The organism is Kitasatospora terrestris (assembly GCF_039542905.1).
In the GTDB taxonomy this organism is placed as follows: Bacteria; Actinomycetota; Actinomycetes; order Streptomycetales; family Streptomycetaceae; genus Kitasatospora; species Kitasatospora terrestris.
Window position 1 is genome coordinate 8,193,467 of the sequence record NZ_BAABIS010000001.1, and the last position, 26,921, is coordinate 8,220,387.

Consider the following 26,921-nt stretch of genomic DNA (forward strand, 5'->3'; position numbering starts at 1 on the left):
TTCGGGGGTGCTTCCCGTGCGCACGCTGCCGGTCACACCGGTCGTCCCCGCCCGCCTCGCCTTCCCGGCCGGGCCCGCACCGGTGAGCGAGGGCATCGCCTTCACCCGCCGCGCCCTCACCACGTGGTTCCCCCGCACGAAATCCGCCGCCGTCGCGGACATCGTCCTGGTAGCCGCCGAACTCCTCGCCAACGCCGCGCAGCACGCCGACGGACCCCTGGCACTGGACCTGCGGACGACACCGAGCGGCCGGATCCGGATCGCCGTCACCGACGCCTCCGCCGCCGTGCCCAAGGTCCGGTCTCCGATGCCGCACACCCCCGGCGGGCACGGGATGCGGATCGTCGACCACCTCGCCCGGGCCTGGGGCACGCATCCCGCCGCCGGCGGAAAGACGGTCTGGGCCGAATGCGACCCGCCGCCCACGACGATCCCCGCCCTGTAGTCCCGCCGTTCCGGTCGCCGGGCGGGCACGACGTCGGACGACGCCGGGCCCTCGGCCCCGGCCGCTTCGTGCGTCGGCCCGGGCGAGCTCGAACCGCCACCCGCGCGCGGCGGTCGCTGAGGGGCTGTCAGCGCAGGAGGGCGAAGGTGAGCGCTGCGGCGCCGCCGAGGGCGGTGCCGGCGAGGACCTGGGCGGGGGTGTGGGCCCGGAGGACGAGGCGGGACCAGCCGATGGCGGCGGCGCCGAGGGCGGTGACCGCCGCCCAGGGGCCGAGGACCAGCAGCAGGATCATCACGGTGCCGCCGGCCACGGAGTTGTGGACGGAGATCTGCCAGCCGACGGTGACCGCCAGGGTGGCGGCCAGCCCGACCAGCATGGCGACCACCAGCGCGGTGACGTCGGCGGGTGCGCGCAGCGCGTACAGCAGGACGATGCCGGCGAGGACGGAGAGCAGACTGAGCGCCATCGGGACGAGGCGCTGGCGGCGGACCCGGATGTGGGTGTCGGTGAGGTCGCCGCGCCGCACGCCGAGCCGGACCAGGGCGATCGGGACGGCGCCGCAGAACAGCGCTGCCAGCAGGCCCCAGCCGAGGCCCGCCCAGGAGCGGGTGCTGTGCCAGGCGACCAGCAGGAGGAGGGCCACCACCAGGTTGGCCGGGGCCAGCGCGTCGGTGACGAGTCTGGCGGCCTTCTCGCGGGGCGTGCAGTCGGCGAAGGCGGGCGGCGCGGGTGGTGCGTAGGTCATCGGGCTGCTCCGGGGCGTGGCGTCCGGTCGATCATGCCACCCCCGGGGCAGGCCGTGGGGGTGGGGTCAGCGGGTGATCCGCCAGCTGAGGGTGTCGGTGAGGGAGGGCGTCAGCTCGGGGTCGATCACGGCGGGGGTGGGGTCGGTGGCCCGGGCGGTGAGCCGGTGGACGCTGCCGCGGGGGCCGGTGAGGTGGAGGCCCGCCAGGTCGAGGTCGGTGCGGTCGCGCAGGGCGGTGAGTTCGCGGCCGTCCAGGTACCAGCGCAGCCGGGTGCCGGCGACCGGGAGTTGCACGGTGATCCGGTCGGCGGGGCCGAGCGCGGCGGTGGTCGGGGTGGTGCTGGCCAGGGTGGTGGCGTAGCGGTAGAACCCGGCGATCATCGCCTCGCGGCCGGGCAGGTTGAACTGGCGGCCGAGCGACCGCATGATCGAGTTGTCGGTGGGCCGGTACAGCCCGGCGGGGTAGTAGCCGCCGCCGAGGTAGGCGCCGACCGTGCCGCCGTCGGGGGAGGTCTGGCCGAGCCAGCGGTACCACTTGGTGCGGGCGCGGCGCATCCGGTCGGCGGTGAGGGTGCTGATGTTGGCCTCGGCGGGTTCCGCGCCGTGGTAGGTGCCCTGGTCGGCGTAGGAGTACTCGTCGGCGAGGTGGCCGAGCGAGTGGCCGGTCTCGTGCACGGCGATCTGCCCGGAGAGGCTGTTGCCGCCCGCGACGGTGGCTATGCCGGAGTAGCCGAGCGGCGAGACCACGTCGTTGTAGCCCGCGCCGCCGTACTTGGCGCTGTTGGCGACGACCAGCACCAGGTCGGCCTGCGGGGCGAGGGCGGCGTAGCGGTCGACCGCGTCGGTGTCCACGCACAGCAGCCGCTCGACGTCGCCGCACCAGAAGTACGAGCCGAGGGCGGTGCGCCGGGTGGTCGCCCGGTCGGGGTCGCCGGAGACGCCGGAGTCGGTGGAGACCGCCTGCACGGCCCAGACGTTGAACAGGCCGCGGTAGGTGGCGTACGGCTCGACGGCCGAGATCTCCTGCCACTTGGTGGCGGCGTCGGTGAGGAACTCGCCCTGCTCGCCGGCGGTGTAGCCGTCGCCGATCACCACCACGTCCAGCTTGTCCGCGGGGGAGCCGTTCTGGACGACCGGGGTGACGGCACCGTCGGCGGCGAGGCCGCGCACGGCGGGGGCGGCGGTGTGCGGGGAGGCGGCGGGCACCCGGGCGCGGGAGATGGACCCGTCCGCGCCGAAGGCCTCGACGGATCTGGTGGTGTCCGGTGCCGGGGGAGCGGCCGGGGCGGCGGTGGCGGGCTGGGCGAGGCAGCCGGCCGCGAGGGCGGTGGCGGCGGCCACGGCCAGGGTGGTGAGTCTGCGGATGTGCACGCGGGGACCTCCCGTGAGGAGTTAAATTGAGGGATAATCAGACTTACGTGCGCGGTTAATGTAGGGCATCGTCGCGTCCCCGACAATGGACCCGGCGCGCGGACACCGACGAGGGGAGCGGCACACCATGACCGAGGACCACGGACCCGACGAGTTCGGACGACGGCTCCAACGACTGCGCCACGCCAGGGGTCTGACCCAGCGTGCGCTCGCCGAACCCGCCTACACCGCCGCCTACGTCTCCACCCTCGAAGCCGGCCGGGCCCGCCCCTCCGACGCCGCGCTCAAGCACCTCGCCGACCGCCTCGGCGTCGACACCGACGAACTCGCCACCGGCCGCCCCGCCCACCTCGCCGCCCGACTGCGCCTCACCCTCGCCGAGGCCCAGGCCGAACTCGCCACCGGCGACGTGGAGCTGGCCGCACGCCGCTTCGCCGAGGTGCTGGAGCACGCCGAGCGGGAGGAGCTCACCGGGCTCCGCCCCGCGGCCCTGCTCGGCCTCGGCGAATGCGCCCTCGAAGCAGGCCGTCTCGACCGGGCCCGCGCGCACTTCGAGCAGGCCGAGCGCCTGCTCGCCGACCAGCCGCTCCCGGCCCGCGCCGCCGCCGTCCGCGGCCGCGCCGTCACCCACCTGCTGGCCGGTGAACTCCGGTACTCCTGCTACCTGCTGGAGACCGCCATCGACCAGCTCGGGGCCGCCGGACTGCACGACCCCGACGCCCTGCTGCTGCTCTACTCCGCCGTCATCGGCCCCTACATGGACATGGGCGCCCACGCCCGCGCCGCCCAGGCCGCCGAACTCGCCCTCGCCCTCGCCCCCGACGCCACCGACCCCGCCCTCGTCGCCCACCTGCACCGCAGCGTCGCCCGCACCCTGATCGCCGAGGGCCGCACCGCCGAGGCCGACCGCTCGCTCGCCAAGGCCCAGGAGCTGTACCAGCGCCTGCGGCTCACCGGCGACCTCGCCAAGTGCCACTGGATGCGCGGCTACGTCCACGCCCAGGCCGACGACCTGCCGAGCGCCGAGGCGGAACTGCGCACCGCCCGCGCCATGCTCGCCACCCGCCGCGCCGAGCTCTTCACCCACCAGATCGACGTCGAACTCGCCGACGTGCTACGGCGGATGGGCCGGCGGACCGAGGCCGCCGGGCTGCTGACCACGCTGCTGGACGCGATCGGCTCCGAGCGCGGCGCCGTCCACGCCGCCGGCGCCCACCGGCTGCTCGGCCTGCTCGCCGAGGACGCCGGCGACAGCGCCGCCGCCGAGGAGCACTGGGTCCGGGCGCTGTCCCTGCTGGAGCGCGCCGGGGCGGCCGGCGACCTCGCCGACCTGTGCCGGCTGCTCGGCGACCTCTACCGCCGCACCGGCCGCACCGAACTCGCCCTCGACGTCTACCGCACCGGCCTCGGCCACCGCGCCGCCCCCGGCACCACCACCCTCGGCCCCGCCCCCGCCGCGCCCGTGCTGCCCGCCCCGCTCGCCGGAACACCCTGACCGCACCCCCGTACGACCGGCGCCGGCCGCACCACCGTTCGGGGGTGGCCCGGCGGCGCGGCGGCGTGGATCATGGGGCGCACCGGACCTGTCCGCCCCACCCCCGGAGGACCACCGTGACCACCCAGCCGGCCACCCGCAGCTACGCGTCGGGCACCGCGGACGTCCCGCTGCTCGGCGACACCATCGGCGAGAACCTCGACCGCGCCGCCCGCTCCCACCCCGACCGGGACGCACTCGTCGAATGCGCCACCGGACGCCGCTGGACCTACCGGCAGCTCGTCGAGGACGTCGACGCCCTCGCGCTCGGCCTGCTCGACCTCGGCATCGACCGCGGCGACCGGGTCGGGATCTGGGCCCCCAACTGCGCCGAGTGGACGCTCACCCAGTACGCCACCGCCAAGATCGGCGCCGTCCTGGTCACCGTCAACCCGGCGTACCGCTCGCACGAGCTGGAGTACGTGCTCAACCAGGCGGGCATCCGGCTGCTGGTCGCGGCGGAGCGGTTCAGGACCTCCGACTACGCCGCCATGATCGAGGAGGTCCGGCCGCGCTGCGCGGAGCTGGAACGGGTGGTGCTGATCGGCTCCGGCGGCTGGGACGGCCTGCTGGCGACCGGACGGCAGGCCGACCCGGCGGCGCTCGCCGAACGGCAGACCGCCCTCGCACCGGACGACCCGATCAACATCCAGTACACCTCCGGCACCACCGGCTTCCCCAAGGGCGCCACCCTCTCGCACCACAACATCCTCAACAACGGCTACTTCGTCGGGGAACTGTGCGGCTACACCGAGCAGGACCGGATCTGCATCCCGGTGCCCTTCTACCACTGCTTCGGCATGGTGATGGGCAACCTCGCCGCCACCTCGCACGGCGCCTGCGCCGTCATCCCCGCCCCCGCCTTCGACCCGGCCGCCACCCTCGCCGCGGTCGCCGCCGAATCCTGCACCTCGCTGTACGGCGTGCCCACCATGTTCATCGCCGAACTCGCCGTCCCCGACTTCGACTCCTACGACCTCAGCAGCCTGCGCACCGGCATCATGGCCGGCTCGCCCTGCCCCGTCGAGGTGATGAAGCAGGTCATCGAACGGATGGGCATGACCGAGGTCTCCATCTGCTACGGCATGACCGAGACCTCCCCGGTCTCCACCCAGACCCGCGCCGACGACTCGATCGAACGCCGCGTCTCCACCGTCGGCCGGGTCGGCCCGCACCTGGAGGTCAAGGTCGTCGACCCCGCCACCGGCCGCACCGTCCCGCGCGGCGAACCCGGTGAACTCTGCACCCGCGGCTACTCCGTGATGCTCGGCTACTGGGGCGAACCCGACAAGACCGCCGAGGCCGTCGACGCCGCCCGCTGGATGCACACCGGCGACCTCGCCGTGATGGACCGGGACGGCTACCTCTCCATCACCGGCCGGATCAAGGACATGGTGATCCGCGGCGGCGAGAACCTCTACCCCCGCGAGATCGAGGAGTTCCTGCACACCCACCCCGACGTGCTCGACGTCCAGGTGATCGGCGTGCCCGACGCCAAGTACGGCGAGGAGCTGATGGCCTGGGTCCGGATGCGCGAAGGCGCCGAGCCGCTCACCGCCGAAGCCGTCCGCGCGTACTGCGAGGGCCGGCTCGCCCGCTTCAAGATCCCGCGCTACGTGCACGTGGTCGAGGAGTTCCCGATGACCGTCACCGGCAAGATCCGCAAGGTCGAGATGCGGGAGACCGCCGTCCGCCTGCTCGCCGAGGAGTAGCCGCCACCGGTGGGAGGGGACGACCCCGGCGGGGCATGCTTCTACGAGACTGTAGAGTCGCCGGGGTCGGCGAGGAAGATCAGTGCGGGGAGTGCGGGATGGAGGACAGCAGCGGCACACCGTCCGGAACCGCCCCCCGCGGCCCGGTCGACCTGCGCGGCCTGGTCGACCTGCGCGGCCGACCCGGCCCACCGCTCCTGCCGACCTACGGCACCGACGCCGTCGTGGTCGTCTGCGGCCTGCCCGGCAGCGGCAAGAGCACCCTGCTGCGCCGCTGGTCACCGCAGGCCGAGGTGATCGACCCCCGGCGCACCCGGACCGCCTGCGAGGCCCGGATGCCCGCCCGGATCCCCTACGCCGCGTACCGGCCGTACGTCCGTACCCTGCACTTCCTGCGCACCCGGGCCGCGTTCCGCCGCCCCGGGCCGCTGCTGGTGCACGACTGCGGGAGCCGGTGGTGGATGCGCCGCTGCCTCGCCCGCTGGGCCCGCCGGCACGGCCGCGAACTGCACGTCGTCCTGCTCGCCGTCACCCCGGCCGACGCCCTCGCCGGCCAGCACGCCCGCAACCGCACCACCGGCGGCCGGGTCTTCCGCCGGCACGTCCGCGGCCTCGGCCGGCTGCTCACCGCCCTCGACCGGCGCGGCCCGGACGCGCTGCCCGGCACGGCGTCCGTCGTCGTGGCCGACGCGGCCTCCCGCGAACGCCTGGCGGGGGTCCGCTTCGTCCCGGCGGGCGCGGCGCGGGGTCACCTCGCCGCGCCGCCGGAATTCCCGGCGGCCGCCGCGCCGGCGGCGGTAGGTTCGCCCGATGAGCTCTGACGACGGACACTTCGACGAACGCGTGGCCGAGCACTACGACGAGTCCACCGGTGCCGAGTTCCAACCCGACACCATCGCCCGGACCGTCGACCTGCTCGCCGAACTGGCGGCCGGCGGCCGCGCGCTGGAACTCGGCATCGGCACCGGCCGGATCGCCCTGCCGCTGGCCCGGCGCGGCGTCCCGGTGCACGGCATCGACCTCTCCCGGGCGATGGCCGCCCGGCTGCGGGCCAAGCCGGGCGGCGGGGAGATCGGCGTCTCGATCGGCGACTTCGCCACCACCAAGGTCGACACGGCGGCGGACGGGCCGTTCTCGCTGGTCTACCTGGTGTTCAACACGATCATGAACGTCACCACCCAGGACGAGCAGGTCGATTGCTTCCGCAACGCCGCCGAGCACCTCGCGCCCGGCGGCTGCTTCGTGGTGGAGGTGATCGTCCCGGAACTGCGGAAGATCCCGGCCGGGCAGAACATCGTCCCCTTCGAGACCGGACCGACCGGCTGGGCGTACACCGTCTACGACACCGTCACCCAGGACGCCACCTGCCACTACATCACCGTCAGCGAGGACGGCCGCGGCGAGGTCAGCTCGATCCCGTTCCGCTACGTCTGGCCCGCCGAACTCGACCTGATGGCCCGACTCGCCGGCCTGCGGCTGCGCGACCGCTGGGCGGGCTGGACCCGCGAGCCGTTCACCGCGGACAGCGTCCGCCACGTCTCGGTCTGGGAGAAGCCGGCCGACTGACGCGTGACGCCCGTTCACGCCTCGGCCGCGCCAGCGTGCGCTTCCACCGGTGGCGGGCGGATCCGGTCCCCAGGTGTCCACGGTCACCCGAGGGGGGACGGCAGTCCGTCGTCCGTGGTGGTGCGGGTCCGGAGCCGGCCGCGGGCGGCGCGGCGGGTGAGGCGGCGGTGCTCGGCGGTGGCCCAGCGGGTGACGCGGGCCGCGTCGAGCGGGGTGCCGTGGCCGACGTGGAGGCGGGTCGGGCCGAGGTCCAGCATGGCGCGGAGGCTGGCCAGGTTGGCCAGCGGGTCGTCGTGGAAGGGCGGGTTGGCGGGGCGGCCCGGGATCAGCCCCATGAAGGAGTTGGCGATCAGGTCGCCGGCCACCAGGTCGCCGTCGTCGGTGAGGACGGAGACCGACCCGGCGGTGTGGCCCGGGGTCGGGTGGATCCTGCCCCCGACGCCGAACTCCGCGAGGTCGGTGGTGCCGGCGCGCAGCAGCAGGTCCGGCTCGAAGGACTCCGCCTCCGCGTGGAGCCGGCGGTCGCGGGCCATCGCCCGGCCCATCGGCCCGGTCGGCAGGTACGGCTCGCGGACCCGCCCCGTGCGGTACGGGCCGAGGTCGGCGGCGTGCGCGGCGATCGGCGCGCCGGTGAGGCGGCGCAGCTCGGCGGCGGAGCCGAAGTGGTCGATGTGCCCGTGGGTGAGGACGATCAGGCGGACGTCCTGCGGGTCGACGCCGTGCGAGGCGAGCTGTTCGGTGATCCGGCGGCCGCTGCCCGGGGTGCCGGAGTCGACGACCACGGGGTGCCGGCCGAGCAGCAGGTAGGCGTTGACGGCGTGGCGGCCGAGGACGGGGATCGGGACGACCTTGGTACGGGACAACGGGGTTGCTCCTGTTCGGGGTTGGGGGCAGGGTCGGTCGCGCCCCCGCGCGGGGCGGGTCGGCGGATCGGGTGCGTGGGGTGGGTGGGCCGGGGTCAGCCGGTGGGGCGGTGGCGGAAGCGGCGGCGGTACTCGGCGGGGCCGGTGCCGACGCGGCGGCGGAACGCGCGGTGCAGGGTCTCGACCGAGCCGAGGCCGCTCGCGGCGGCGATGTCGGGCAGCGTCCGGGCGGATTCCTCCAGCAGGCGCCGCGCGGCCTCGACCCGGACGGCCTCCAGGTAGTCGGCGGGGGTGCGGCCGGTGCGCTGCCGGAAGACGCGGGCGAAGTGGCGGACGCTGAGGTTGGTGCGTGCGGCCAGCTGCTCGACGGTGATGCGTTCGGCGAGGTGGGCGTCGATCCAGCGGCGCAGCGCGTCGATCCGGTCGTCGTCGCTCGCCTGGAGTGACAGCGGGACGCTGAACTGGGTCTGACCGCCCGGCCGTTTGACGTACATGACCATGGCGCGGGCGGTGGCCAGGGCGACCTCCGGGCCGTGGTCCTCGGCAACCATGGCGAGTGCCAGGTCGAGGGCGGCGGTGACGCCGGCGCAGGTCCAGGTCCGGCCGGCCCGGATGAAGATCGGGTCGGCGTCGACGGCGATCTCCGGGTGGCGTTCGGCGAGTTGGGCGGCGGTGAGCCAGTGGGTGGTGGCGGGCAGGCCGTCGAGCAGGCCGGCCGCCGCCAGCAGGTGGACGCCGGCGCAGACGCCGCCGACCCGCCGCGCGGCGGGTGCCGCGCCGGCCAGCCAGCCGACCACCTCGGGGTCGACCACGGCCGCGTACCCGTCGGCGCCGGCGGTGATGGCGCCCGCGACCAGCAGCGTGTCCGGGCCCGGGGGGACCTCGGCGAGCGCCCGGTCGGCGACCAGTCGCACCCCGGCGGCCGTGTCGAGGATCCCGGCCCGTGGCGCGGCGATCTCGACCCGGTAGGCGGGGCCGGTGCCGGCGACCAGGCGGGAGGCGACGGAGAACACTTCCGCCGGGCCGGTGACCTCCAGGAGTTCGACACCGGGGAAGGCGGCGATCACGACGGTGTGCGGTGCGGGCATGCGTCGATCCTTCCGCCGCCCGACTCCGTCCGCAATGACCAGCTTCTGTCAGATCCGGCCATCGACCCGATCGGGGACGTCCGACGGCTGCGGGTGCGCGTCCGTGCGCCCACTCGTACGTGGGAGGGGTTCAGGTTCCACCGGCCGAGTAGGGCGGAACCCGACTGCAGCGGGCGGGGGCCGGTTCGGTGAATCACGTGGTGGGCGTGTCGGCCGGGCGTGTGACAGATGGCGCGCGGGTCATTGACCCGGCCCGGACCAGTGGGTAACTTCCCGGCGAGTAACTTCGCGGAAACACGGCCGGGCCGCCCCCCACGGCCCGGGCCTCTCTTTGGCACGCCCCCCACCCCCGGTTGCAAGGAGACCCCGCATGTCCCTCCGTGCTCGCGCGCGCCGCCTCGCGGTGACCGCCGTCGCCGCCGCCACCCTCGCCGGTGTCGGCCTTACCCTCCCCGTCCAGGCGCAGGCCGCCTCGACGGTCGACTACGTCGCGCTGGGCGACAGCTACAGCGCCGGTTCCGGTGTGCTGCCGCTCGACCCGTCCGCGGCGCTGCTCTGTGCCCGGTCCAGCGCGAACTACCCGCACGTGCTGGCCGCCCGGGCGGGGCTGAACCTCGCCGACGTGACCTGCGGCGGCGCCCAGACGAAGGACTTCGCGGGTTCCCAGTACCCGGGTGTCGGGCCGCAGCTGGACGCGCTGGGCGCGGGCACCGACCTGGTGACCATGACGATCGGCGGCAACGACAGCAACACCTTCATCAGCGCGATCCTGGCCTGCGGCTCGGCGGGTGCGGTGACCCTCGGCTTCGGCCACCCGTGCCAGAGCCTGTACGGCTCCGGCTTCGTGGACACCGTCGACAACACCACCTACCCGGCGCTGAGGGCCGCGCTGGCCGCGGTGCGGGCGAAGGCGCCGAACGCCCGGGTGGCGATCGTCGGGTACCCGTGGATCGTGCCGAGCGAGGCGGTGCCGGGCTGCTTCGCGAAGATGCCGATCGCCTCGGGCGACATCCCGTACCTGCGCGACCTGCAGACGCACCTGAACGCGGCGGTGAAGCGCGCCGCCGCCGACACCGGCGCGACGTACGTGGACCTCTCCGCGGCCTCGGACGGGCACGACGCCTGCCAGCCGGTCGGCACCCGGTGGGTGGAGCCGGTGCTGTTCGGCACCAACTTCGTGCCCGTGCACCCGAACGCGCTGGGCGAGGCCGCGATGGCCGGCCGGGTGGCGGCGGCGCTCGGCCTCTGATCCGTCCACGGGACGCCCCGGGCCGCCCCGCAGCGGGTGGTCCGGGGCGTCCGCGCGTGCGCGGTCAGCCGCGCGGCGCCGCGTCCGCGGAGGCGAGCAGCGCCCGGACGGTGACGGCCATGGTGTGCCGGGCCTGATCGGGCGTCAGGCCGCTGGTGCGCCAGTGGTGCCAGGCGCTCCAGGTGGTGACCGCGTCGAGGCCGTTGAGGAGGTCGGTGCGGGCGGCTTCGGGCAGCGGGTCGAGTTCGGCGGCGAAGATCTCGGTGAGGCGGCGGCGGGCGAGGTCGAGCATCTGCCGCACGCCTTCGACGACCGGCGCGGTCGGGTTCTCCAGCCGCAGGACGGCGAGCCGGGCGGGGGTGACGCCCTCCAGGATGCGGGCGCGCTGCTCGGCGACGGCGGCGATCCGCTCGGCGAGCGGCGCGTCGGCGGGGATCGGCCTGACCTGGGCGAGGAGTTGCTCCATCCGCCGGTTGACGGCGACCTCGGCGAGTTCGGCCATGTCGGCGAAGTGGTGGAACACCAACCGGCGGGAGACACCCGCCCGCTCGGCGACCTTGTCGGCGGGGAAGAGCGCCTGGCCCTCGTCGAGCAGCGAGAGGACCGCCTCGGCGATCTTCTCGCGGGTCTGCCGGCCGCGTTCCGTGCGCCCGTCGGTGCCGGACGGGCCCCCTGTACCGGTCTCGCTGCGCTTCACCTCGGTCCCCTCCGCCCTCGCGTTGACTTTGTTGCACCGTGAGTGCAAGTGTATGCGTTGCACTGAGAGTGCAATGAGTTTCGGCAGGGGCCGTACGCCCCCGCCGACGTACGAGAGGCGGTCCGCCGCAGATGTTCACCGGTACCGGGCGCTGGTGCGCCCGCAGACCCAAGCGCGTGGTCGCGTCCTGGCTCCTGCTGCTGGCCACGGCGGTCGCCGCGGTCGCCCTGTTCGGACGGGTCACCAGCGAGGCGGTCTCGATCCCCGGCAGCGACAGCCAGGCCGCCCGGGACATCACCGACCGGGCGTTCACCGACTCGGCCTCCGGCAAGCAGCCGGTCCTGCTGCACACCGCCGACGGCACCCCGCCGCTCACCGCCGCCGACCGGACGGCCGCCGTCCGCGCCGCCGCAGCGGCCGTCGCCGCCGTACCGCACGTCACCGCCGTCACCACGCCCTACGACCCGGCCGGCGCCGGGGCGATGAGCGCCGACGGCCGCACCGCCTACCTGTCCGTCGAACTCGACGTCACCGGACGGGACGTCACCCCCGAGATCACCCACGCCGTCCTCGCCGCCACCGCACCGGCCACCGCCACCGGCATCGAGGTCACCCCCGGCGGCTTCCTCGCCGCCGCCGTCGACAAGGGCAGCACCGGCCGCAGCGAACTGATCGGCCTCGCCGCCGCCCTGCTGATCCTGGCGGTCACCCTCGGCAGCCTGGTCGCCGCCGGCCTCCCGCTGCTCGCCGGCGTGGTCGGCCTCGGCATCGCCCTGCCGGTGCTCGGACTGGTCGGCCACCTGATGGACATGCCCGAGGCCGGCGAGACCATCGCCGCGATGATCGGCCTCGGCGTCGGCATCGACTACACCCTCTTCGGCCTGACCCGCTTCCGCGACCTGCGGGCCGCCGGCGTCGGCGTCGAGGACGCCGCCGTGCGCACCACCGCGGGCTCCGGCAAGTCCGTGGCCTTCGCGGGCAGCGCCGTGATCGCGGCCCTCGCCGGACTCGCCCTCGGCGGCATCCCCCTGCTGTACGCGCTGGCGCTGGCCCCGGCCGTCGCCGTGGTGGTCGCCCTGGGCGTCAACCTCACCCTGCTGCCCGCCGTCCTCGTCCTGCTCGGCGAGAAGCTCACCCCGCGGCGCGCCGCCCCCGCCCCGGACGCGAAGCCGCGCGGCTGGGGACGCGTCGCCGAACTCGTCGCCGCCCGTCCCTGGCCGCTGCTGCTGGCCGGCCTCGCCCTGCTCGGCGTCCTCGCCGCCCCCGCGGTCGACCTGCACCTCGGCCAGCTGGACGCGGGCAGCAAGCCCGCCGGCAGCATGAGCCGCACCGCGTACCGGCAGATGGCCGCCGCGTTCGGACCCGGCTCCAACGGGCCGCTGCAGATCGTCGACGTGCTGCCCACCCCCGCCCAGAACGGCGCCGCCGACCAGCGACTCACCGCCGTCGCCACCGCCCTCGGCCGCGCCGAGGGCGTCGCCTCGGTCAGCCGCCCCGCCGTCGCCGCCGACGGCCTCACCGTCCGCTGGCAGCTCACGCCCGCCACCGGCCCCGCCGACCCGGCCACCACCGCGCTCGTCCACCGGCTGCGCGGCGACGTCCTCCCCGCCGCCACCGCCGGCACCGGGCAGAGGCTGCACGTCGGTGGCGCCCCGGCCGCCCAGGCCGACCTCAACGCGCGGATCGCGCAGCGGATGCCGCTGGTGGTCGGGTTCGTGCTGACCGTCGCCGGACTGCTCCTGCTGCTCGCCTTCCGCTCGCCGCTGGTCGCGCTGAAGGCCGCCGTGATGAACCTGGTGTCGGTCGCCGCCGCCTACGGCGTGCTCACCGCCGTCTTCCAGGACGGCTGGGGAGCGCGGACGATCGGGCTGGACGGGGCGGTGCCCGTCCCCGGGTACGTGCCGCTGCTGATGTTCGCGGTGCTGTTCGGCCTGTCGATGGACTACGAGGTGTTCCTGCTCAGCGCGGTCCGCGAGAACTACCTGCGCGGACGCGACAACCGGCGAGCGGTGGTCGCGGGCCTCTCCGGTACCGGACGGATCATCAGCTCGGCGGCCCTGATCATGGTTGCGGTCTTCCTGAGCTACCTGCTCTCGGACGACCCGGTGGTCAAGATGTTCGGCATCGGCCTGGCCACCGCCGTCGCCCTCGACGCCACCGTCGTCCGCGGCCTCCTGGTCCCGTCCACCATGGTCCTGCTCGGCGACGGCAACTGGTGGATCCCCCGGTGGCTCGACCGGCTGCTCCCGCACGTCGACATCGAGGGCGACGGCCACGAGGAGGGCCCGGCGGTGGACCGCCCGGCGGCCGAGCCGGTCAGCGCCGCGCCGTAGCGTCGGCGACCGCCGCGAGCTCGGCGACCAGGACCCGGTCGAAGGCCGCCAGGTCGTCGGGCTTGCGGCTGGAGATCAGGGTGCTCGGCCCGCGGGTGCACACGTGCACCTCCTCGTCCACCCAGTCGGCCCCGGCGTTGCGCAGGTCGGTGCGCAGCGACGGCCACGAGGTGAGGGTGCGCCCGCGCACCACGTCCGCTTCGATCAGTGTCCACGGTCCGTGGCAGATCACCGCGACCGGACGGCCGCGCTCGAAGAAGCCGCGGACGAAGGCGACGGCGTCCCGGTCGGTCCGCAGGAAGTCCGGGTTGGCCACGCCGCCCGGCAGCACCAGCGCGTCGAAGTCGTCCGCCGACACCTCGGAGACCACCGCGTCCACCGGGAACTCGTCGCCCTTGTCGAGGTGCTCGAAAGCCCGCACCCGCCCCGGCCGGGTCGACACCAGGCGGGGTTCACCGCCCGCCGACGCCACCGCCTGCCAGGGAGAGGTCAACTCCCGCTGCTCCGCGCCCTCGGGCGCTACCAGGAACGCCGCCTTCACACCGCGCAGACCCGCCATCGCCGATCACCCTCTCCGTCGTGGACACCGGTCGTCCTGCGTCTGGCCATCGGCGGGGCGGGCAAACCCGGTGACCGGGGAAGGGTCAGGGGACGCGGAAACCGCGGAAGGTGACCGGGGTGCGGGTCTCGAAGCCGAGGCGCCGGTAGAGGGCGAGGGCGGCGGTGTTGGACTCGGAGACGTGCAGGAAGGGCAGCTCGCCGCGGGCGGTGATGCGGGCGACGAGGGCGCTCACCAGGCGGGCGGCGTGGCCGCGGCCGCGGGCCTCGGGGGCGGTGCAGACGGCGCTGATCTCGGTCCAGCCGGGCGGCCGGAGGCGCTCGCCGGCCATCGCGACCAGGACGCCGTGCTCGCGGACACCGAGGTAGCGGCCGAGCTCGTGGGTGCGGGGGCGGAACGGGCCCGGCTGGGCGCGGGCGACCAGGTCGAGCATCTCGGGCACGTCGTCCGGGCCGAGTTCGACCGGATCGGCCGGCTCCTCGGCGGGTGCCGCGCCGCGGTGGACCAGTTGCCGTCCCTCCAGGACGAACACCGGCGCCCAGTCGGCGGGCGGCGTCGCCGTGCTGCTGAACAGGTCGGCGAACCCGCCGGGGCCCAGCAGCCGCGCGAGGTCCGCCCACGCGGCCGGGTCCGGTTCGCCGGTGACGGCGCAGAAGGTCGCCACCTCCGGCAGGTAGCCGAGCGCGCGGCCGGAGCGGCGGGCCAGGTGGGCGTGGTGACCGCGCAGCGAGGCGCCGACCGGGTCATCGAGCACGGCGTCGTCGGGGGCGGTGTGGTCAGGCACGGCGTCGGCGGGCACGATGTCGGCGGGCGCGGTGTCGGCGCGGTGCGGCATGGTGCGGTCGTCCCTCTCCGGCGGTGCCGGGCCGCGGGGTCACGGCCCGTACCGGTCATCGTACGGAGGGACGGTGGGAAGGGTCGGCGGACGCGGCGGGCCCCGGACAGCTGGTCATCCGTCCGGGGCTTTCCTTGTCGGGCACCGCCGCGGGGACGGGCCGCCCCGGCGTCTTGCCGGACCGGACCCGCCCCAAACCCGCCGCCCCGCGCGGTCAGTCGAGCCGCGCGTCGAAGGCCAGCAGGTCGACCAGCTCGCCGACCCGGGCCTCCGGCAGGCCGCGGGAGACGAACCAGGCGCCGACGTTGCGCACGTCCCGCTCCAGGAAGGAGCGGCCGCGCGGGTTGGCGATCACGTCGACGATCTGCGGCACGTCGATGATCACCAGTCGGCCGTCCTGGACCAGGATGTTGTACGCCGAGAGGTCGCCGTGCGCGTACCCCTCACGGGCCAGCACGGACAGGCTCCGGCCGAGCTGCTCCCAGAGGTCCTCGACGTCGGCCTCCTCGGTGCGCAGCTGGGCGAGCCGCGGCGCGGCGGCGCCGGTGGCGTCACCGACGAACTCCATCAGGATCTCGGTGCCCAGGATCTGCACCGGGTACGGCACCGCCACGCCCGCCGACCAGAGCCGGCAGAGCGCACCGAACTCGGCCGCCGCCCACTGCCCGGCGATCGCCTCCTTGCCGAAGGCGGTGCGCTTGGCCATCGCCCGGGTGATCCGGGACTCCTTGTGCTGGCGGCCCTCCAGGTACCCGGAGTCGCGGTGGAACATCCGGTGCTGCGCGTCGCGGTAGCGCTTGGCGGCGAGCAGGGTGCGGCGCTCGGTGCCCGGCACGCCGCGCTCCAGCAGGAAGACGTCGGCCTCCTTGCCGGTCTTGACGATGCCGAGCTCGGTGTCGACCGCGGCGAGCTCGGTCACCACCCAGTCGGGACGGGGCTCGGGGCCCTTCTCGGTCGGGGTGGACTGGTCCCAGGTGGACCAGCGGTCGCCGGTGGGCGGGCCGTCGGTCACCGGGGCGGTGAAGGCGGAGCCGTCGTCCTCGAAGCCGGAGGCGTCGGTGTCCGCGAAGTACTCGGAGAATTCGGAGGGGAAGTACTCCGGCTCGACGTCGTCGAACCGGTCGTTCCGGCGGCCGCGCCGAGAAGCGCCCTTGGGGCGGATGCGGGAGAAGGAATCGCTGTCGGCAAAGCGCTCGCGCACTGCAGTTGCTCCTGGTGGGAACGGCCCACCGGGTGCGTCGACAGGGGCGACGCGGCGTCAGCCGGTGAGCGGGGTCTGGAAGGGGAAGACGGCGTATGGCGCGCAGGGGAGAGCGCGCCGCGACAGGGCGGCAACCACGCGGACACACCTCCTCGGTCTTCTCGATCTTCCGAACTCGGACTGCGGGATCACCTTAGCGGACCCTGTGGACGGCGCAAGCGATTTGTTCGGGGCCGTTCCGGAGGGACGATTGGACGCGGCGTGGGCGGGCAGGCGCGGAGGGCCACGAAAGGAGGGCGGCCATGCTCGTCCTGGGACTTCTCCTGCTCGCCGCCACCGGTGCCTTCACGGGCCTCGTCATCGCCCAGAACCTCTCCGGCGGACCGGACTACACCGTGACGCTCTTCGACAACGAGCTCGGAAGCGTGAACACGCTCGGCGCGTTCCTGGCGGGGATCGGCGTCACGCTGCTCCTCGGCCTCGCGATCGCGATGATCCTCGGCGGCACCACCCGGCGCCTGCGGCGGCGGTACGCCACCGGAGCTCCGGCTCCTGCCCCTGCTCCCGCTCCCGCGGCCCCGCCGCAGCCGCAGCCGTACGCCGAGCCGCCGACCGCTGCCGGGGGCCGGGTGGACCGCCCGGTGAACCCCGGGCCGCCGCCGGAGACGCTGACCACCGCGGACGAGCCCGGGACGCCGTCGGCCCGCCCCGGTGGGGGACCTGCCGCCTGGGTCAAGAACAGGCTGCACGGCTGACGGCGGCCGGAAAGCCGTGATCCCGCCCGGCGTGGGGACCGGGCGGGATCGCGGCCGCCGGTGCCCCGGGCCCTGGGACGCGCTGGTCGTCAGGGCCCGGGGCGGGACGGTGTCAGGAGGTGAACGCCTGGAGCTCGGAGAGCTGGCCGGCGGGCCATCCGGTGTTGCCGGTGATGCTCACGCGCAGGTGGCGGGTGGGCGTGGCGGGGAGGTTGACGGTGGCGGTGTTGCCGGTCGCCGGGTCGAAGGTGTAGCCGGCGGAGCCGACCAGGGTGGTGAAGGTGGTGCCGTCGGTGGAGCCCTGGACGGTGAGGGTCTGGGTGCGGGTGGCCCAGGCGCTCGCCGGGGGGAGCTTCAGGACGGCGCGGGAGAGGCTGACGGAGCAGCCGAGGTCGACCTGGATCCACTGCGGGAAGGCGTTGTTGGCGCTCTCCCAGTAGGAGTTGGCGTCACCGTCGACCGCGTTGCCCGGACCGTAGTTCTGGCTGGTGCCGGAGGCGGTCGCCGGCTTGCCCTGGGCGATGTTGCCGGTGCCCGGGTTGCAGGCGGGGGTGCTGGTCGAGGTGGACGGGGACGGCGAGGGCGAGGAGGGCGGCGACGAGGTCGTGCCGCTGCCGAACGCCTGGAGCTCGGAGAGCTGGCCGGCGGGCCATCCGGTGTTGCCGGTGATGCTCACGCGCAGGTGGCGGGTGGGCGTGGCGGGGAGGTTGACGGTGGCGGTGTTGCCGGTCGCCGGGTCGAAGGTGTAGCCGGCGGAGCCGACCAGGGTGGTGAAGGTGGTGCCGTCGGTGGAGCCCTGGACGGTGAGGGTCTGGGTGCGGGTGGCCCAGGCGCTCGCCGGGGGGAGCTTCAGGACGGCGCGGGAGAGGCTGACGGAGCAGCCGAGGTCGACCTGGATCCACTGCGGGAAGGCGTTGTTGGCGCTCTCCCAGTAGGAGTTGGCGTCACCGTCCACGGCGTTGCCCGCGCCGAACCCGCCGTTGGTGCCGGAGGCGGTCGCGGGACGGCCCTGGGCCAGGTTGCCGGTGCCGCTGGGGCAGGCCGGGGTGCTGGTGGACGGGGACGGCGAGGGCGAGCCCGGGGTGGAGGTGGAGGGCGACGGGGACGGCGAGGAGGTCGAACCGCCGCCCACCGGAACGCCGTTGTACGTCCAGACCGGGGCCGGCCACTGGCCCGTGCAGGTCGAACCGGTCAGACCGGAGTTGCCGCCGCCGTCGGTGATCTGGAAGCCGGTGCCGACGCAGTTGTGGATCGGGGTGGCGGCCTGCGCGATGTTCTTGGCCTTGACGTTGGTGAACTTCATCTGGGCGTTGGCCTGCGCCTGGATGGCGTAGGTGCCCGCGCCGTCGATGTTCACGTTGGTCAGGTTGACGCCGGTGACACCGCCCTCGATGGTCTGGACGGCCTCGTAGGAGCTGTCCAGGATGTCGGTGTCGGTGATGTTGATGGTCGCGCCGGTGATCGGCTCGTTCAGGCCGTCGAACCAGATCGCGCCGACGCCGAACTGCCAGTTGTAGTCGCTGTTGCCGGTGCGGATCAGGGTGTTGCGGGCCGCGGTGACGGTGCCGGAGACGGCGGTGCCGTTGCCTGAGGTGACACCCGGGTAGCGGTTGGCGATGTGCAGGCCGCCGCCGTTGGTGATGGTGTCCGCCATCACGTTGTCCGAGATGGTGAAGTCCTTGCCGCCGTACGTGACGATGTTGTTGGCGAGGATCGGCAGCACCACGGTGTTGTGGGTGAAGCTGTCGTTGGTGTTGGCCACCCGCTCCGGCCAGGACGCCAGGCCGTCGTCACCGGTGTTGCGCAGGAAGGTGTTGGTGACGGTCGAGTTGGTGACACCGGTGTGGAAGTTCACGCCGTCGGCGGTCTGGTCCAGGATGCGGCTGTTCTTGATGGTGAAGCGGTCCATCGGACCGTCCATCCAGGCGCCGACCTTGGTGTGCTGGATCCACAGGTTGTCCACGGTGGAGTTGGACATCGCACCGCCGAGCGCGTTGACCTGGTCGTCGTCGACCCGCTCGCGGACGTCGCCGATGATCGCGAAGTCCTTCAGGGTGACGTTCTGGCTCGGACCGCCGGCCTCGTGCGGCCGGATGCCGCCGCCGTAGCCGCCGCCCGCGACGTACTTGCCGTAGATGCCGGCCGCGCGGTTGCGGTTGATCGGGTCGCGGCCGCCCAGCACGCTGTACCAGGGGCCGGCACCGGCCAGCGTCACCTTGTCGACCACCACGTGGTCGTACAGGGTGAAGTTGCCCTGCGGGATGTAGACCGTGCGGCCCTGCGCCGCACCGGCGTTGACCGCCGACTGGAACTTGGCGGTGGAGTCGGTGGCGCCGGTGGGGTCGGCGCCGAAGTCCGCGACCACGTCGATGGCGTTCGCGGGCTTGGCGATCGGCGCGGCGACGTTCTCGAAGTCCGCCAGGTCGATGGTGAAGCTCGGCGACTGCGCGGTGGAGGACACCTGCAGCCGGATCTTCGTCCCGACCGGGTAGGTCGAGCCCAGCAGGGTGCGGGTCTCGTCGAAGAAGTGGTGCGGGTTGCTGTCGCCCGGGTTGTTGTTGAACGGGTAACCGCCGTAGTACCAGCTGTACTTGGAGGTCACGTCGACGCTCTTCAGCTTCTGCCCGTTGACCAGCAGGTCCATGGACGCGTCGCGGCCCTTGCCGTCCGGGGAGTCCGGCAGACTGTAGCGGAAGTCGATCGAGTTGGCCGGCGCGGTGAGCGTGAACTCGACGTACTGGCCGGCCGAGCCGAGCGTCACGGCCTGGCGGCCCGAGGCCTCCGAGACCAGGTGCCCGTACTGCCGGTCGGGGCCGACCACGGAGCCGTTGGTGGCCGCGTACTCGGCCTCCTGCTCGACGAACGGGACGGTGGCGCCGCGCCCCGGCACGCCCACCGGGGACAGGGCGGGCACCGCGGCGGCGTGGGCGGTGCCCGCGGTGACGAACGCCGCTGTCAACACGCCTGTGGCGCCCAGGGCGAGAGTGGTCAGCGCGGCGACGGTCCGCCTGCCACGGGTGGGGGGATTCTGCATGGATGACCGTGCTTCCTGCGGGGGAATGGGCCCGGGTGGTGGCCGGGCGTGCCGAGCGTAGGGGCCCGGGTGACAGAAAGTCCACGGGTCTGCGCAAAAAACCTTACAGATTGACGCAAGATCGGATGTGCAAGGTTGCGGCACGTCGACGGGAAGATGCCGGTGGCATGGGACGGGGCGACGCCGGGCGGCCTCCGGCGGCAGGATGTCCCTGACGGTCGGTGGTCGCTCGCGGAGGAGTGGTGTGGTGCGCGGAGTCGAACAGGTCAATGCGCTGGGGGCGCGCTGGGCAAGGGAGTTGGGCGGCGGGCCGGGTGAGGTCTGGACCGCGCTCGGGGTCTGGCCGCTGCTCGGGATGCTCGCCGCCGGCGCCGACCCGCACGTGCGGGCCGAACTGGAGGAGGCCCTCGGCGTGCCGGCCGGGGAAGCGGCCGAGGTGGCCCGTGAACTCCTGGCCGCCGTGCGGGAGGTGCCGGGCTGCGGCACCGCGCTCGGCCTGTGGACCGCCGACGCGCTCACCGTCGAGCCCGGCTGGGCCCGGTCGCTCGGGCCGGCCGTCCTCGGACGGCTCAGCGGCGACGCCGGCGCCGACCAGGAGCTGCTGGACCGCTGGGCGGACACCGGGACCGGCGGTCTGATCCGGCACATGCCGGTGAAGGTCAGGCCGGAGACCCTGCTGGTGCTCGCCTCGGCGGTGTCGGTGCGCACCCGGTGGGAGCAGGAGTTCAACCCGGCGTCGCTGCGGCCCGCGGCCGGGCCCTGGGAGGGCCGGATGCTCGCCGGGCTGACGGCGGAGGGGCCGGGGATGCTGCGGCGGCTCGCCGTCGCGGAGACCTCCGCGGGCCCGGTCACCGAGGTCCGGGTGGAGGGCGACGGCGAGGTGGACGTCCACCTGGTGCTCGGCGGCGCCGACGTCCCGTCGGGCAGCGTGACGGCCGCCGGCTTCGAACTGGTCGCCGGCACCGCGAAGCGCCTGCCGGTCGCCGGGCTGGCCGACGGCGGGCCCTGGCCCGGGCTGGAGGTCGGCCGGGTCGAATCGACGCGGGCCGAGGACCGCGGCGCACTGACCACCGTCGCCTTCAAGGTCGGATCGACCCACGACCTGCTCAAGCGCCCCGGACTGTTCGGCCTGGCCGCGGCCGCCGGGCGCGGCGGCTTCGGCGGGATCTGCCGCGACACCCCGCTGGTGGTCGGCGAGGCGAAGCAGGCGGCGGTGGCCGAGTTCTCCGCCGTCGGCTTCGAGGCGGGCGCAGTGACCGCGGTCGCGATGCTGCGCGGCATGGCGGTGCGGCCCTCGGTCCTCCACCGGGTGCTGCGCGCCGAGGTCCGGCTGGACCGGCCGTTCGCCTTCCTCGCGGTCCACCGCCCCACCGGCCTGGTCCTGATGTCCGGGTGGGTCACCGACCCCGAGGAGAAGAGCCTCTGACCGCGCTCAGGCGGAGTCGGTGCCCAGGAGCTTCTCCTTGAACGGGCGCTCCGGCGGCAGGAGGCGGTCGGGCGGCAGGGCGGTGGGCGGCTGCGGGCCGGGCAGCGGCGCGGCAGCGGCCTCCACTGCCCGGGCGCGTTCGCCGAGGACGCCCATGGTGTGCGGGCTGACGTCCTCGCGCAGCGCGGGCAGCAGGTTGGCCTCCTCGTGCCCGAAGTGGCCGGTCGCCTCCTCCACCAGCCGCGCCAGCATCCGGTCGAAGTCCGCCGTCCCGCCGCCCGCGGCCGCCGCCCGGACCGGACCCAGTTCGCGGATCAGGGCGCGGATCGCGGCGTGCTCCTCCAACGCGTCGTCCACGGTGGTGTCGCCGCGCGGCAGCCGCCGGCGCAGCAGGGGGTAGAACAGCTGGTCCTCGGCCTCCAGGTGCTTGGCCAGGTCCGCCGCGACCTCGGCGGCCAGCTCCCGGCGCTGCGGATCGCCCAGCGGCATCCCGCCCAGCGCGCTGAAGCGGGTGCGCAGCCGGTCGTGGTCGTCGAGCAGCTGCTCGACCAGGTCGAGACCGTCGTTCCGGTCGGGTGTCTGGATGGATTCGCCCGTCATGGTCGGGCCTCCCGGTCCCTCGAACGTCGTGCCGCGCCTGCCCGGCCGGCCGGGCCGCAAACCGTGCCGTTTGCCCGGCGGGCCGCAGGGCATGCGCGCAGCCGGGGGACGGGATCGGACGGACGGGAACGGGAGCTGCGATGGACGGCGAGGCGGCGTACAGCGACGTGGCGTACGACCTGATGGAACTCCAGTTCCGATCGGTGTGCGCGGTGCGCGGCTCCGGCCGGCGGATCCGGGCGGCCGAGGCGGCGGGCAAGCACGCCGTCGCGGCGTACTTCCGCGCGGTCCGGGCGGAGGACGCGGAGCGGGCGGAGTACTGCCAGGAACTCCTCGGTGCGCTCGACCGGCCCTACGGACCGTGGGAGGCGCACGCCGACGACTCCGAGCCCTCCGGGCGCGCGGAGGAGGGGGAGCTCCGCTGACGCCGGCGTGAACAGGGCGTGTCCGCGGTCTTCCGCCCGGCGGCCCGTCCGGGCATGCTGACCGCATGCGGGCGATGAAGCCGGTGCGGCACCGGTACGACGACCAGTTCTGGCTGCCCTGGTGGGCGGCGGCGGTCATGCGACTGCTCTGGGTGGCACTGATGGTGCTCGACCGGCTGGGGCTCGCGCGCCGGCCCTCCCGCCGGATGCCGTAGCCGGGCCGGGCGAGGGGTTTCGGACCGGACGGACCGGTTAGCCGTACCCGCATGGCTCACCTGACCGGGCATCATCGGGCGGCCGCCCCGGGCAAGGCGCCGTGGGTGCGGCGCCGGCAGTCCGCCGTGCTCACCCGGCGCGGGGACGGGCTGGCGGCGGTGCTGTTCGACCGGGACGGCACGCTCATCGAGGACGTCGCGTACAACCACGACCCGGGCGCGGTGTACCCGATTCCCGGCGCGCGGGAGGCCGTTGCCGAGGTCCGCTCGCGCGGGCTCGCGGTCGGGGTCGTCACGGACCAGTCCGGCGTGGCCCGGGGCGTCCTGGACCGGCGCCAGGTGGAGAACGTCAACCGGCGGGTCGACGAGCTGTTCGGACCGTTCGACGTCTGGGCGGTCTGCCCGCACGGTCCGCACGACGGCTGCGACTGCCGCCGGCCCGCGCCCGGGCTCGTCCTCGCCGCCGCGAAGTGCCTGGGCGTCGACGCCTCCCGGGTGGCCGTCGTCGGCGACCTCGGCGCCGACCTGCTCGCCGCGTACGCCGCCGGGGCGACCGGGGTCCTGGTTCCGACCCGGGAGACGCCGCCCGAGGAGATCCCCGCCGTCTCCCTGTCCGCCGCCGACCTGCCGAGCGCCGTCAACCTGCTGCTCCGGGAGCCGCCCGACGGCGGCAACTGACCTGGTGCGGACCGGTCCGGCACCGATCACCGACTCCTACGACGCCGGGGACGAAGCCGGACGGCTCCGCCCTGCCGCACCGCCGGGCGGACGACGCCGGGGGCTGTGCGCCGGCGTGACCCGAACGCGGGCCCCGGCCTCCGGTTTCGCCTCCGCCGGTGCGGACAGACGCGGGGGCGACGGCAGAGGGGCGGACGGAGGAGGGACGATGCGCGGCTCGGACGGGCTCGTGGGACGCACGGCGCTGGTCACCGGATCCTCGCGGGGACTGGGGCTCCTGATCGCCGGTGAACTGGCCGGCCGGGGCTGCCGGGTGATGCTCTGCGGCCGCGACGGCGCCGCGCTCGACCGGGCGCGGCAGCAGCTCGCCGACCGCCCCGGCGAGGTCGCGGCGACGGTCTGCGACCTCGCGCGGCCGGACGCGCCGGAGCGGCTGCTGGGCGCCGTCCGCGAGCGCTTCGGCGCCGACGTGGACCTGCTGGTCAACAATGCCGGGACGATCCAGGTCGGCCCGGTGGAGACGATGACGGAGAGCGACTTCCGGCGGGCGTACGAGGTGATGGCGATGGCACCGCTGCGCCTGACACTCGCGGTGCTGCCCGGGATGCGGGCACGCGGCGGAGGCTCGATCGTCAACGTCACCTCGATCGGCGGCAGGATCCCGTCGCCGCACCTGCTGCCGTACGTGGCCGCGAAGTTCGCCGCCACCGGGCAGTCCGAGGGCCTGGCCGCCGAGCTGTCCCGGCACGGCATCGCCGTCACCACGGTGCTGCCCGGCCTGATGCGGACCGGCTCGCACACCGCCGCCGAGTTCTCCGGGCAGGCGGGCCGCGAGTACGCCTGGTTCGCCACCGCCGCGTCGCTGCCCCTGGTGTCGATGGACGCCGAGCGGGCCGCCCGGCGGATCGTCCGGGCCGTAGAACTGCGGCGCCGTGAACTCGTCCTGACGCCGCTGGCCCGCGCCGGCGTCCTGGCGCACGGCGTCGCACCCGCCACCACCGGCCGCCTGCTGGCGCTCGCCGCCCGCCTGCTGCCGCCGCCCGGAACCGCCCCCGAACACGGTGTGCCCGGTGACCTCGCGGCGGAGCAGCACGGCCCGGGAAGCATCGTCCATCGGCTCACCGCGCTCGGTCGGCAGGCCGGCCGCCGCAACAACGAGCCGCAGCCACGCGCGAGTTGAGGAGTCACCATGAAAGCCGTGACCTGGCACGGGCGGCGCGACGTCCGGGTCGAGACCGTTCCCGACCCCGGCATCGAGCAGCCCACCGACGTGATCGTCGAAGTCACCACCACCGGCCTGTGCGGCTCCGACCTGCACCTGTACGAGGTACTGGGACCGTTCCTCGACCCGGGCGACATCCTCGGCCACGAGGCGATGGGCGTGGTCCGCGAGACCGGCCCGGACGTGCGGAGCGTCGCGGTCGGGGACCGCGTGGTGGTCCCGTTCAACGTCTCGTGCGGGACGTGCTTCATGTGCGGGCAGGGCCTGCACTCCCAGTGCGAGACCACCCAGGTGCGCGACCAGGGCAGCGGGGCCGCCCTGTTCGGTTACACCCGCCTGTACGGCCAGGTGCCGGGCGGACAGGCGGAACTGCTCCGGGTGCCGTTCGGCGACACCCTGCCCATCGTGGTGCCCGAAGGCCCGCCGGACGACCGGTTCGTCCTGCTCTCCGACGTGCTGCCGACCGCCTGGCAGGCGGTGCGCTACGCGGACGTCCCGGACGGCGGCAGCCTCGCCGTGCTCGGTCTCGGCCCGATCGGCGACATGTGCGCCCGAATCGCCCACCACCTGGGCATCGAGACGGTGATCGGCGTCGACCTCGTCCCGGAGCGGCTCCGGCGGGCCCGCGAGCGGGGCGTGCACACCCTCGACCTGGACGACCTCGGCGCCGACGGTGTCGTCGCGGCGGCCCGGGACCTCACCGACGGACGCGGGCCGCACGCCGTGATCGACGCCGTCGGCATGGAGGCCCACGGATCGCCGGTCGCCTCGGCGGCCCAACGGATGACGGGGATGCTGCCCGACGCCCTCGCCGCCCGGATGATGACCACCGCGGGCGTCGACCGGCTCGGCGCCCTGCGCCTGGCCGTCGACCTGGTCCGTCGCGGCGGCACGATCTCGCTCTCGGGCGTGTACGGAGGCATGGCCGACCCGATGCCGCTGCTCACCATGTTCGACAAGCAGCTCACGGTGCGGATGGGCCAGGCCAACGTCCGCCGCTGGACCGCGGACCTGCTGCCGCTGCTCACCGACGGCGACCCGCTCGGCGCCGAGGGCTTCGCCACCCACCACCTGCCGCTGGACGAGGCGCCCGCCGCCTACGCGATGTTCCAGAAGAAGCAGGACAACGTGGTGAAGGTGTTGTTCCGGCCCTGAACCGCGCGGGATTCGGAACCGCCACGCGGGGTAGCCGCTGGCCATGCTGACCATCGGTGTGGAGGAGGAGTACCTCCTGCTCGACCCGGAGACCGGGACCCCGGTCGCCAGGGCCGAGCAGGTGCGGGCCGCTGCCGGACTGCAACCGGCGCTGCGCGAGGGGGAGGTGCAGCCGGAGCTGCTGCAGGCGCAGATCGAGGTGGCCACCCCGGTCTGCCACGGGCTCGACGAGGTCCGCGACCACCTGCTGCGGCTGCGCAGGGCGCTGGCCGGAGCCGCGGGCGAGGCGGGCTGCCGACTGGCGGCGACCGGCGCCGCGCCGTTCGCCGACCGTCTCGCGGTACCCGTGACCCGGGTTCCGCGCTACAAGACGATGCGGGCCGACGCGCCCCGGCTGACCGACGAGCAACTGATCGCGGGCATGCACGTGCACGTGGGGATCCCGGACCGGGAGACCGCCGTCACCGTCCTGAACCGGCTGCGGCCCGCCCTGCCGCTGCTGATCGCGCTGGCCGCCAACTCGCCGCTGTGGGGCGGCGCCGACACCGGCTTCGCCAGCTGGCGCACCGTCGTCTTCGGCCGCTGGCCGGTCAGCGGCGTCCCGCCGGAGTTCGCCGACGCGGCCGACCACGACCGGCGGGTCGAACGGCTGCGCCGGACCGGACTGATCCGCGACAGCGGCGGGATCTACTGGATGGTGCGCTGCTCGGACCGCTACCCGACCATCGAAGTGCGGGCCATGGACGTGCAGTTGGGCGTGGACGACGCGGTCATGCTGGCCGGGCTGATCCGGACCCTGGTCGCGGCCGCCATGGACGGGGACCTGTGCGGGCCCCCGTCGGCCCGGACGCGCCCCGAGATACTGGCCGCCGCCGTCTGGCAGGCCGCCCGGGGCGGAAGCGCCGGGCAGGTGTGGGACCCGCTCCTCGGCCGGTCCGCCCGGGCAGTGGACAGCGCCACCCGGCTGCTGGCCCGGCCCGCGCTGCGCGACGGCCGGAGCGACGACCTGCGGTACGTGCTGCCGGTGCTGGAGCGGTTCGGGGCGGAGGGCAACGGCGCCGTCCGCCAGCGCCGGGCCCTCCAGCGCGACGGCCGGGAGGGGCTGCTGCGCCTGGTCGGTTCGTCCTGCACCGGCGCCGCACGCCGGCCCGTTTCACGCCCGGGCGTCGGGGCAGCCGACCGGTGACCGCGACCAGCGCGGCACAGGAAGGTG

General features: G+C 74.6%; 25 protein-coding genes. 15 read left to right on the forward strand and 10 right to left on the reverse strand.

What is annotated here, in order from left to right; all coding sequences use genetic code 11:
* Positions 1-16 precede the first annotated feature (16 nt).
* Positions 17-445 carry an ATP-binding protein gene (locus ABEB06_RS37355; RefSeq protein ID WP_345701395.1) on the forward strand — a complete coding sequence of 143 codons (429 nt, stop codon included), beginning with the start codon at positions 17-19 and terminating at the stop codon, positions 443-445.
* Between the two features lie 127 nt (positions 446-572).
* On the opposite strand, the gene ABEB06_RS37360 is transcribed toward ABEB06_RS37355, so the two are convergent.
* Both ABEB06_RS37360 and ABEB06_RS37365 read right to left on the reverse strand, forming a co-directional pair.
* Positions 573-1,190, reverse strand: a complete 618-nt coding sequence (locus ABEB06_RS37360) for a hypothetical protein (RefSeq protein WP_345701396.1) — start codon at positions 1,188-1,190, stop codon at positions 573-575.
* 66 nt (positions 1,191-1,256) lie between these two features.
* Positions 1,257-2,561 (reverse strand): M64 family metallopeptidase, encoded by a 1,305-nt coding sequence (locus ABEB06_RS37365; RefSeq protein WP_345701397.1) that lies wholly within the window; start codon positions 2,559-2,561, stop codon positions 1,257-1,259.
* A gap of 127 nt (positions 2,562-2,688) precedes the next feature.
* Between ABEB06_RS37365 and ABEB06_RS37370 the strand changes: the two genes are divergently transcribed.
* The 4 genes from ABEB06_RS37370 to ABEB06_RS37385 all read left to right on the forward strand — a co-directional run bounded on the left by ABEB06_RS37370 (position 2,689) and on the right by ABEB06_RS37385 (position 7,373).
* Positions 2,689-4,056 (forward strand): helix-turn-helix domain-containing protein, encoded by a 1,368-nt coding sequence (locus ABEB06_RS37370; RefSeq protein ID WP_345701398.1) that lies wholly within the window; start codon positions 2,689-2,691, stop codon positions 4,054-4,056.
* A 116-nt stretch (positions 4,057-4,172) separates the two neighbouring features.
* Positions 4,173-5,807 carry an AMP-binding protein gene (locus ABEB06_RS37375; protein WP_345701399.1) on the forward strand — a complete coding sequence of 545 codons (1,635 nt, stop codon included), beginning with the start codon at positions 4,173-4,175 and terminating at the stop codon, positions 5,805-5,807.
* A 98-nt stretch (positions 5,808-5,905) separates the two neighbouring features.
* On the forward strand, positions 5,906-6,628 hold the full coding sequence (locus ABEB06_RS37380; RefSeq protein WP_345701400.1) for an AAA family ATPase: 723 nt from the start codon (positions 5,906-5,908) through the stop codon (positions 6,626-6,628).
* The gene (locus ABEB06_RS37385; protein ID WP_345701401.1) at positions 6,618-7,373 is read left to right on the forward strand and encodes a class I SAM-dependent DNA methyltransferase; all 756 of its coding nucleotides are present in this window, start codon (positions 6,618-6,620) and stop codon (positions 7,371-7,373) included. Before ABEB06_RS37380 ends, ABEB06_RS37385 begins: the two co-directional genes overlap by 11 nt.
* Before the next feature lie 83 nt (positions 7,374-7,456).
* On the opposite strand, the gene ABEB06_RS37390 is transcribed toward ABEB06_RS37385, so the two are convergent.
* Together ABEB06_RS37390 and ABEB06_RS37395 are read right to left on the reverse strand one after the other, a co-directional pair.
* Positions 7,457-8,236: an MBL fold metallo-hydrolase gene (locus ABEB06_RS37390; RefSeq protein WP_345701402.1), complete on the reverse strand. Its 780-nt coding sequence runs from the start codon at positions 8,234-8,236 to the stop codon at positions 7,457-7,459.
* Between the two features lie 95 nt (positions 8,237-8,331).
* A complete protein-coding gene (locus ABEB06_RS37395; RefSeq protein ID WP_345701403.1) occupies positions 8,332-9,324 on the reverse strand; it encodes a GlxA family transcriptional regulator in 993 nt (330 codons plus the stop codon).
* A gap of 370 nt (positions 9,325-9,694) precedes the next feature.
* On the opposite strand from ABEB06_RS37395, the gene ABEB06_RS37400 reads away from it, so the two are divergent.
* On the forward strand, positions 9,695-10,573 hold the full coding sequence (locus ABEB06_RS37400) for an SGNH/GDSL hydrolase family protein (protein WP_345701404.1): 879 nt from the start codon (positions 9,695-9,697) through the stop codon (positions 10,571-10,573).
* Positions 10,574-10,637: 64 nt separating this feature from the next.
* Here ABEB06_RS37400 and ABEB06_RS37405 read toward each other — a convergent pair whose 3' ends face one another.
* A complete protein-coding gene (locus ABEB06_RS37405) occupies positions 10,638-11,270 on the reverse strand; it encodes a TetR/AcrR family transcriptional regulator (RefSeq protein WP_345701405.1) in 633 nt (210 codons plus the stop codon).
* A 131-nt stretch (positions 11,271-11,401) separates the two neighbouring features.
* Here ABEB06_RS37405 and ABEB06_RS37410 point away from each other — a divergent pair, with 131 nt between their 5' ends.
* On the forward strand, positions 11,402-13,603 hold the full coding sequence (locus tag ABEB06_RS37410; RefSeq protein WP_345701406.1) for an MMPL family transporter: 2,202 nt from the start codon (positions 11,402-11,404) through the stop codon (positions 13,601-13,603).
* Here ABEB06_RS37410 and ABEB06_RS37415 read toward each other — a convergent pair.
* The 3 genes from ABEB06_RS37415 to ABEB06_RS37425 all read right to left on the reverse strand — a co-directional run bounded on the left by ABEB06_RS37415 (position 13,587) and on the right by ABEB06_RS37425 (position 16,198).
* Positions 13,587-14,144 (reverse strand): type 1 glutamine amidotransferase domain-containing protein, encoded by a 558-nt coding sequence (locus ABEB06_RS37415; protein WP_345702108.1) that lies wholly within the window; start codon positions 14,142-14,144, stop codon positions 13,587-13,589. The two genes, ABEB06_RS37410 and ABEB06_RS37415, sit on opposite strands and share 17 nt — an antisense overlap.
* Positions 14,145-14,247: 103 nt before the next feature.
* Positions 14,248-14,997: a GNAT family N-acetyltransferase gene (locus tag ABEB06_RS37420; RefSeq protein ID WP_345701407.1), complete on the reverse strand. Its 750-nt coding sequence runs from the start codon at positions 14,995-14,997 to the stop codon at positions 14,248-14,250.
* Positions 14,998-15,211: 214 nt separating this feature from the next.
* Positions 15,212-16,198, reverse strand: coding sequence for a serine protein kinase RIO (locus ABEB06_RS37425; protein ID WP_345701408.1), 987 nt, complete (start codon positions 16,196-16,198; stop codon positions 15,212-15,214).
* A gap of 302 nt (positions 16,199-16,500) precedes the next feature.
* On the opposite strand from ABEB06_RS37425, the gene ABEB06_RS37430 reads away from it, so the two are divergent.
* A complete protein-coding gene (locus ABEB06_RS37430; protein WP_345701409.1) occupies positions 16,501-16,953 on the forward strand; it encodes a hypothetical protein in 453 nt (150 codons plus the stop codon).
* A 112-nt stretch (positions 16,954-17,065) separates the two neighbouring features.
* Here the strand turns inward: ABEB06_RS37430 and ABEB06_RS37440 are convergent, their stop codons facing one another.
* Positions 17,066-19,987 (reverse strand): discoidin domain-containing protein, encoded by a 2,922-nt coding sequence (locus ABEB06_RS37440; RefSeq protein WP_425559744.1) that lies wholly within the window; start codon positions 19,985-19,987, stop codon positions 17,066-17,068.
* A 247-nt stretch (positions 19,988-20,234) separates the two neighbouring features.
* On the opposite strand from ABEB06_RS37440, the gene ABEB06_RS37445 reads away from it, so the two are divergent.
* The gene (locus ABEB06_RS37445) at positions 20,235-21,413 is read left to right on the forward strand and encodes a serpin family protein (RefSeq protein WP_345701410.1); all 1,179 of its coding nucleotides are present in this window, start codon (positions 20,235-20,237) and stop codon (positions 21,411-21,413) included.
* A 6-nt stretch (positions 21,414-21,419) separates the two neighbouring features.
* Here the strand turns inward: ABEB06_RS37445 and ABEB06_RS37450 are convergent, their stop codons facing one another.
* A complete protein-coding gene (locus ABEB06_RS37450) occupies positions 21,420-22,013 on the reverse strand; it encodes a hemerythrin domain-containing protein (protein ID WP_345701411.1) in 594 nt (197 codons plus the stop codon).
* A 140-nt stretch (positions 22,014-22,153) separates the two neighbouring features.
* On the opposite strand from ABEB06_RS37450, the gene ABEB06_RS37455 reads away from it, so the two are divergent.
* The 6 genes from ABEB06_RS37455 to ABEB06_RS37480 all read left to right on the forward strand — a co-directional run bounded on the left by ABEB06_RS37455 (position 22,154) and on the right by ABEB06_RS37480 (position 26,894).
* Positions 22,154-22,438, forward strand: coding sequence for an acyl carrier protein (locus tag ABEB06_RS37455; protein ID WP_345701412.1), 285 nt, complete (start codon positions 22,154-22,156; stop codon positions 22,436-22,438).
* Positions 22,439-22,503: 65 nt separating this feature from the next.
* Positions 22,504-22,653 carry a hypothetical protein gene (locus tag ABEB06_RS37460; protein WP_345701413.1) on the forward strand — a complete coding sequence of 50 codons (150 nt, stop codon included), beginning with the start codon at positions 22,504-22,506 and terminating at the stop codon, positions 22,651-22,653.
* Positions 22,654-22,704: 51 nt separating this feature from the next.
* The gene (locus ABEB06_RS37465) at positions 22,705-23,331 is read left to right on the forward strand and encodes a D-glycero-alpha-D-manno-heptose-1,7-bisphosphate 7-phosphatase (RefSeq protein WP_345701414.1); all 627 of its coding nucleotides are present in this window, start codon (positions 22,705-22,707) and stop codon (positions 23,329-23,331) included.
* A 208-nt stretch (positions 23,332-23,539) separates the two neighbouring features.
* Entirely contained in the window at positions 23,540-24,511 is a 972-nt protein-coding gene (locus ABEB06_RS37470; RefSeq protein WP_345701415.1) for an SDR family NAD(P)-dependent oxidoreductase, read from the forward strand.
* 9 nt (positions 24,512-24,520) lie between these two features.
* Positions 24,521-25,708 (forward strand): zinc-dependent alcohol dehydrogenase, encoded by a 1,188-nt coding sequence (locus ABEB06_RS37475; protein ID WP_345701416.1) that lies wholly within the window; start codon positions 24,521-24,523, stop codon positions 25,706-25,708.
* 43 nt (positions 25,709-25,751) lie between these two features.
* Positions 25,752-26,894, forward strand: a complete 1,143-nt coding sequence (locus tag ABEB06_RS37480; protein ID WP_345701417.1) for a carboxylate-amine ligase — start codon at positions 25,752-25,754, stop codon at positions 26,892-26,894.
* The last annotated feature ends 27 nt before the right edge of the window (positions 26,895-26,921 follow it).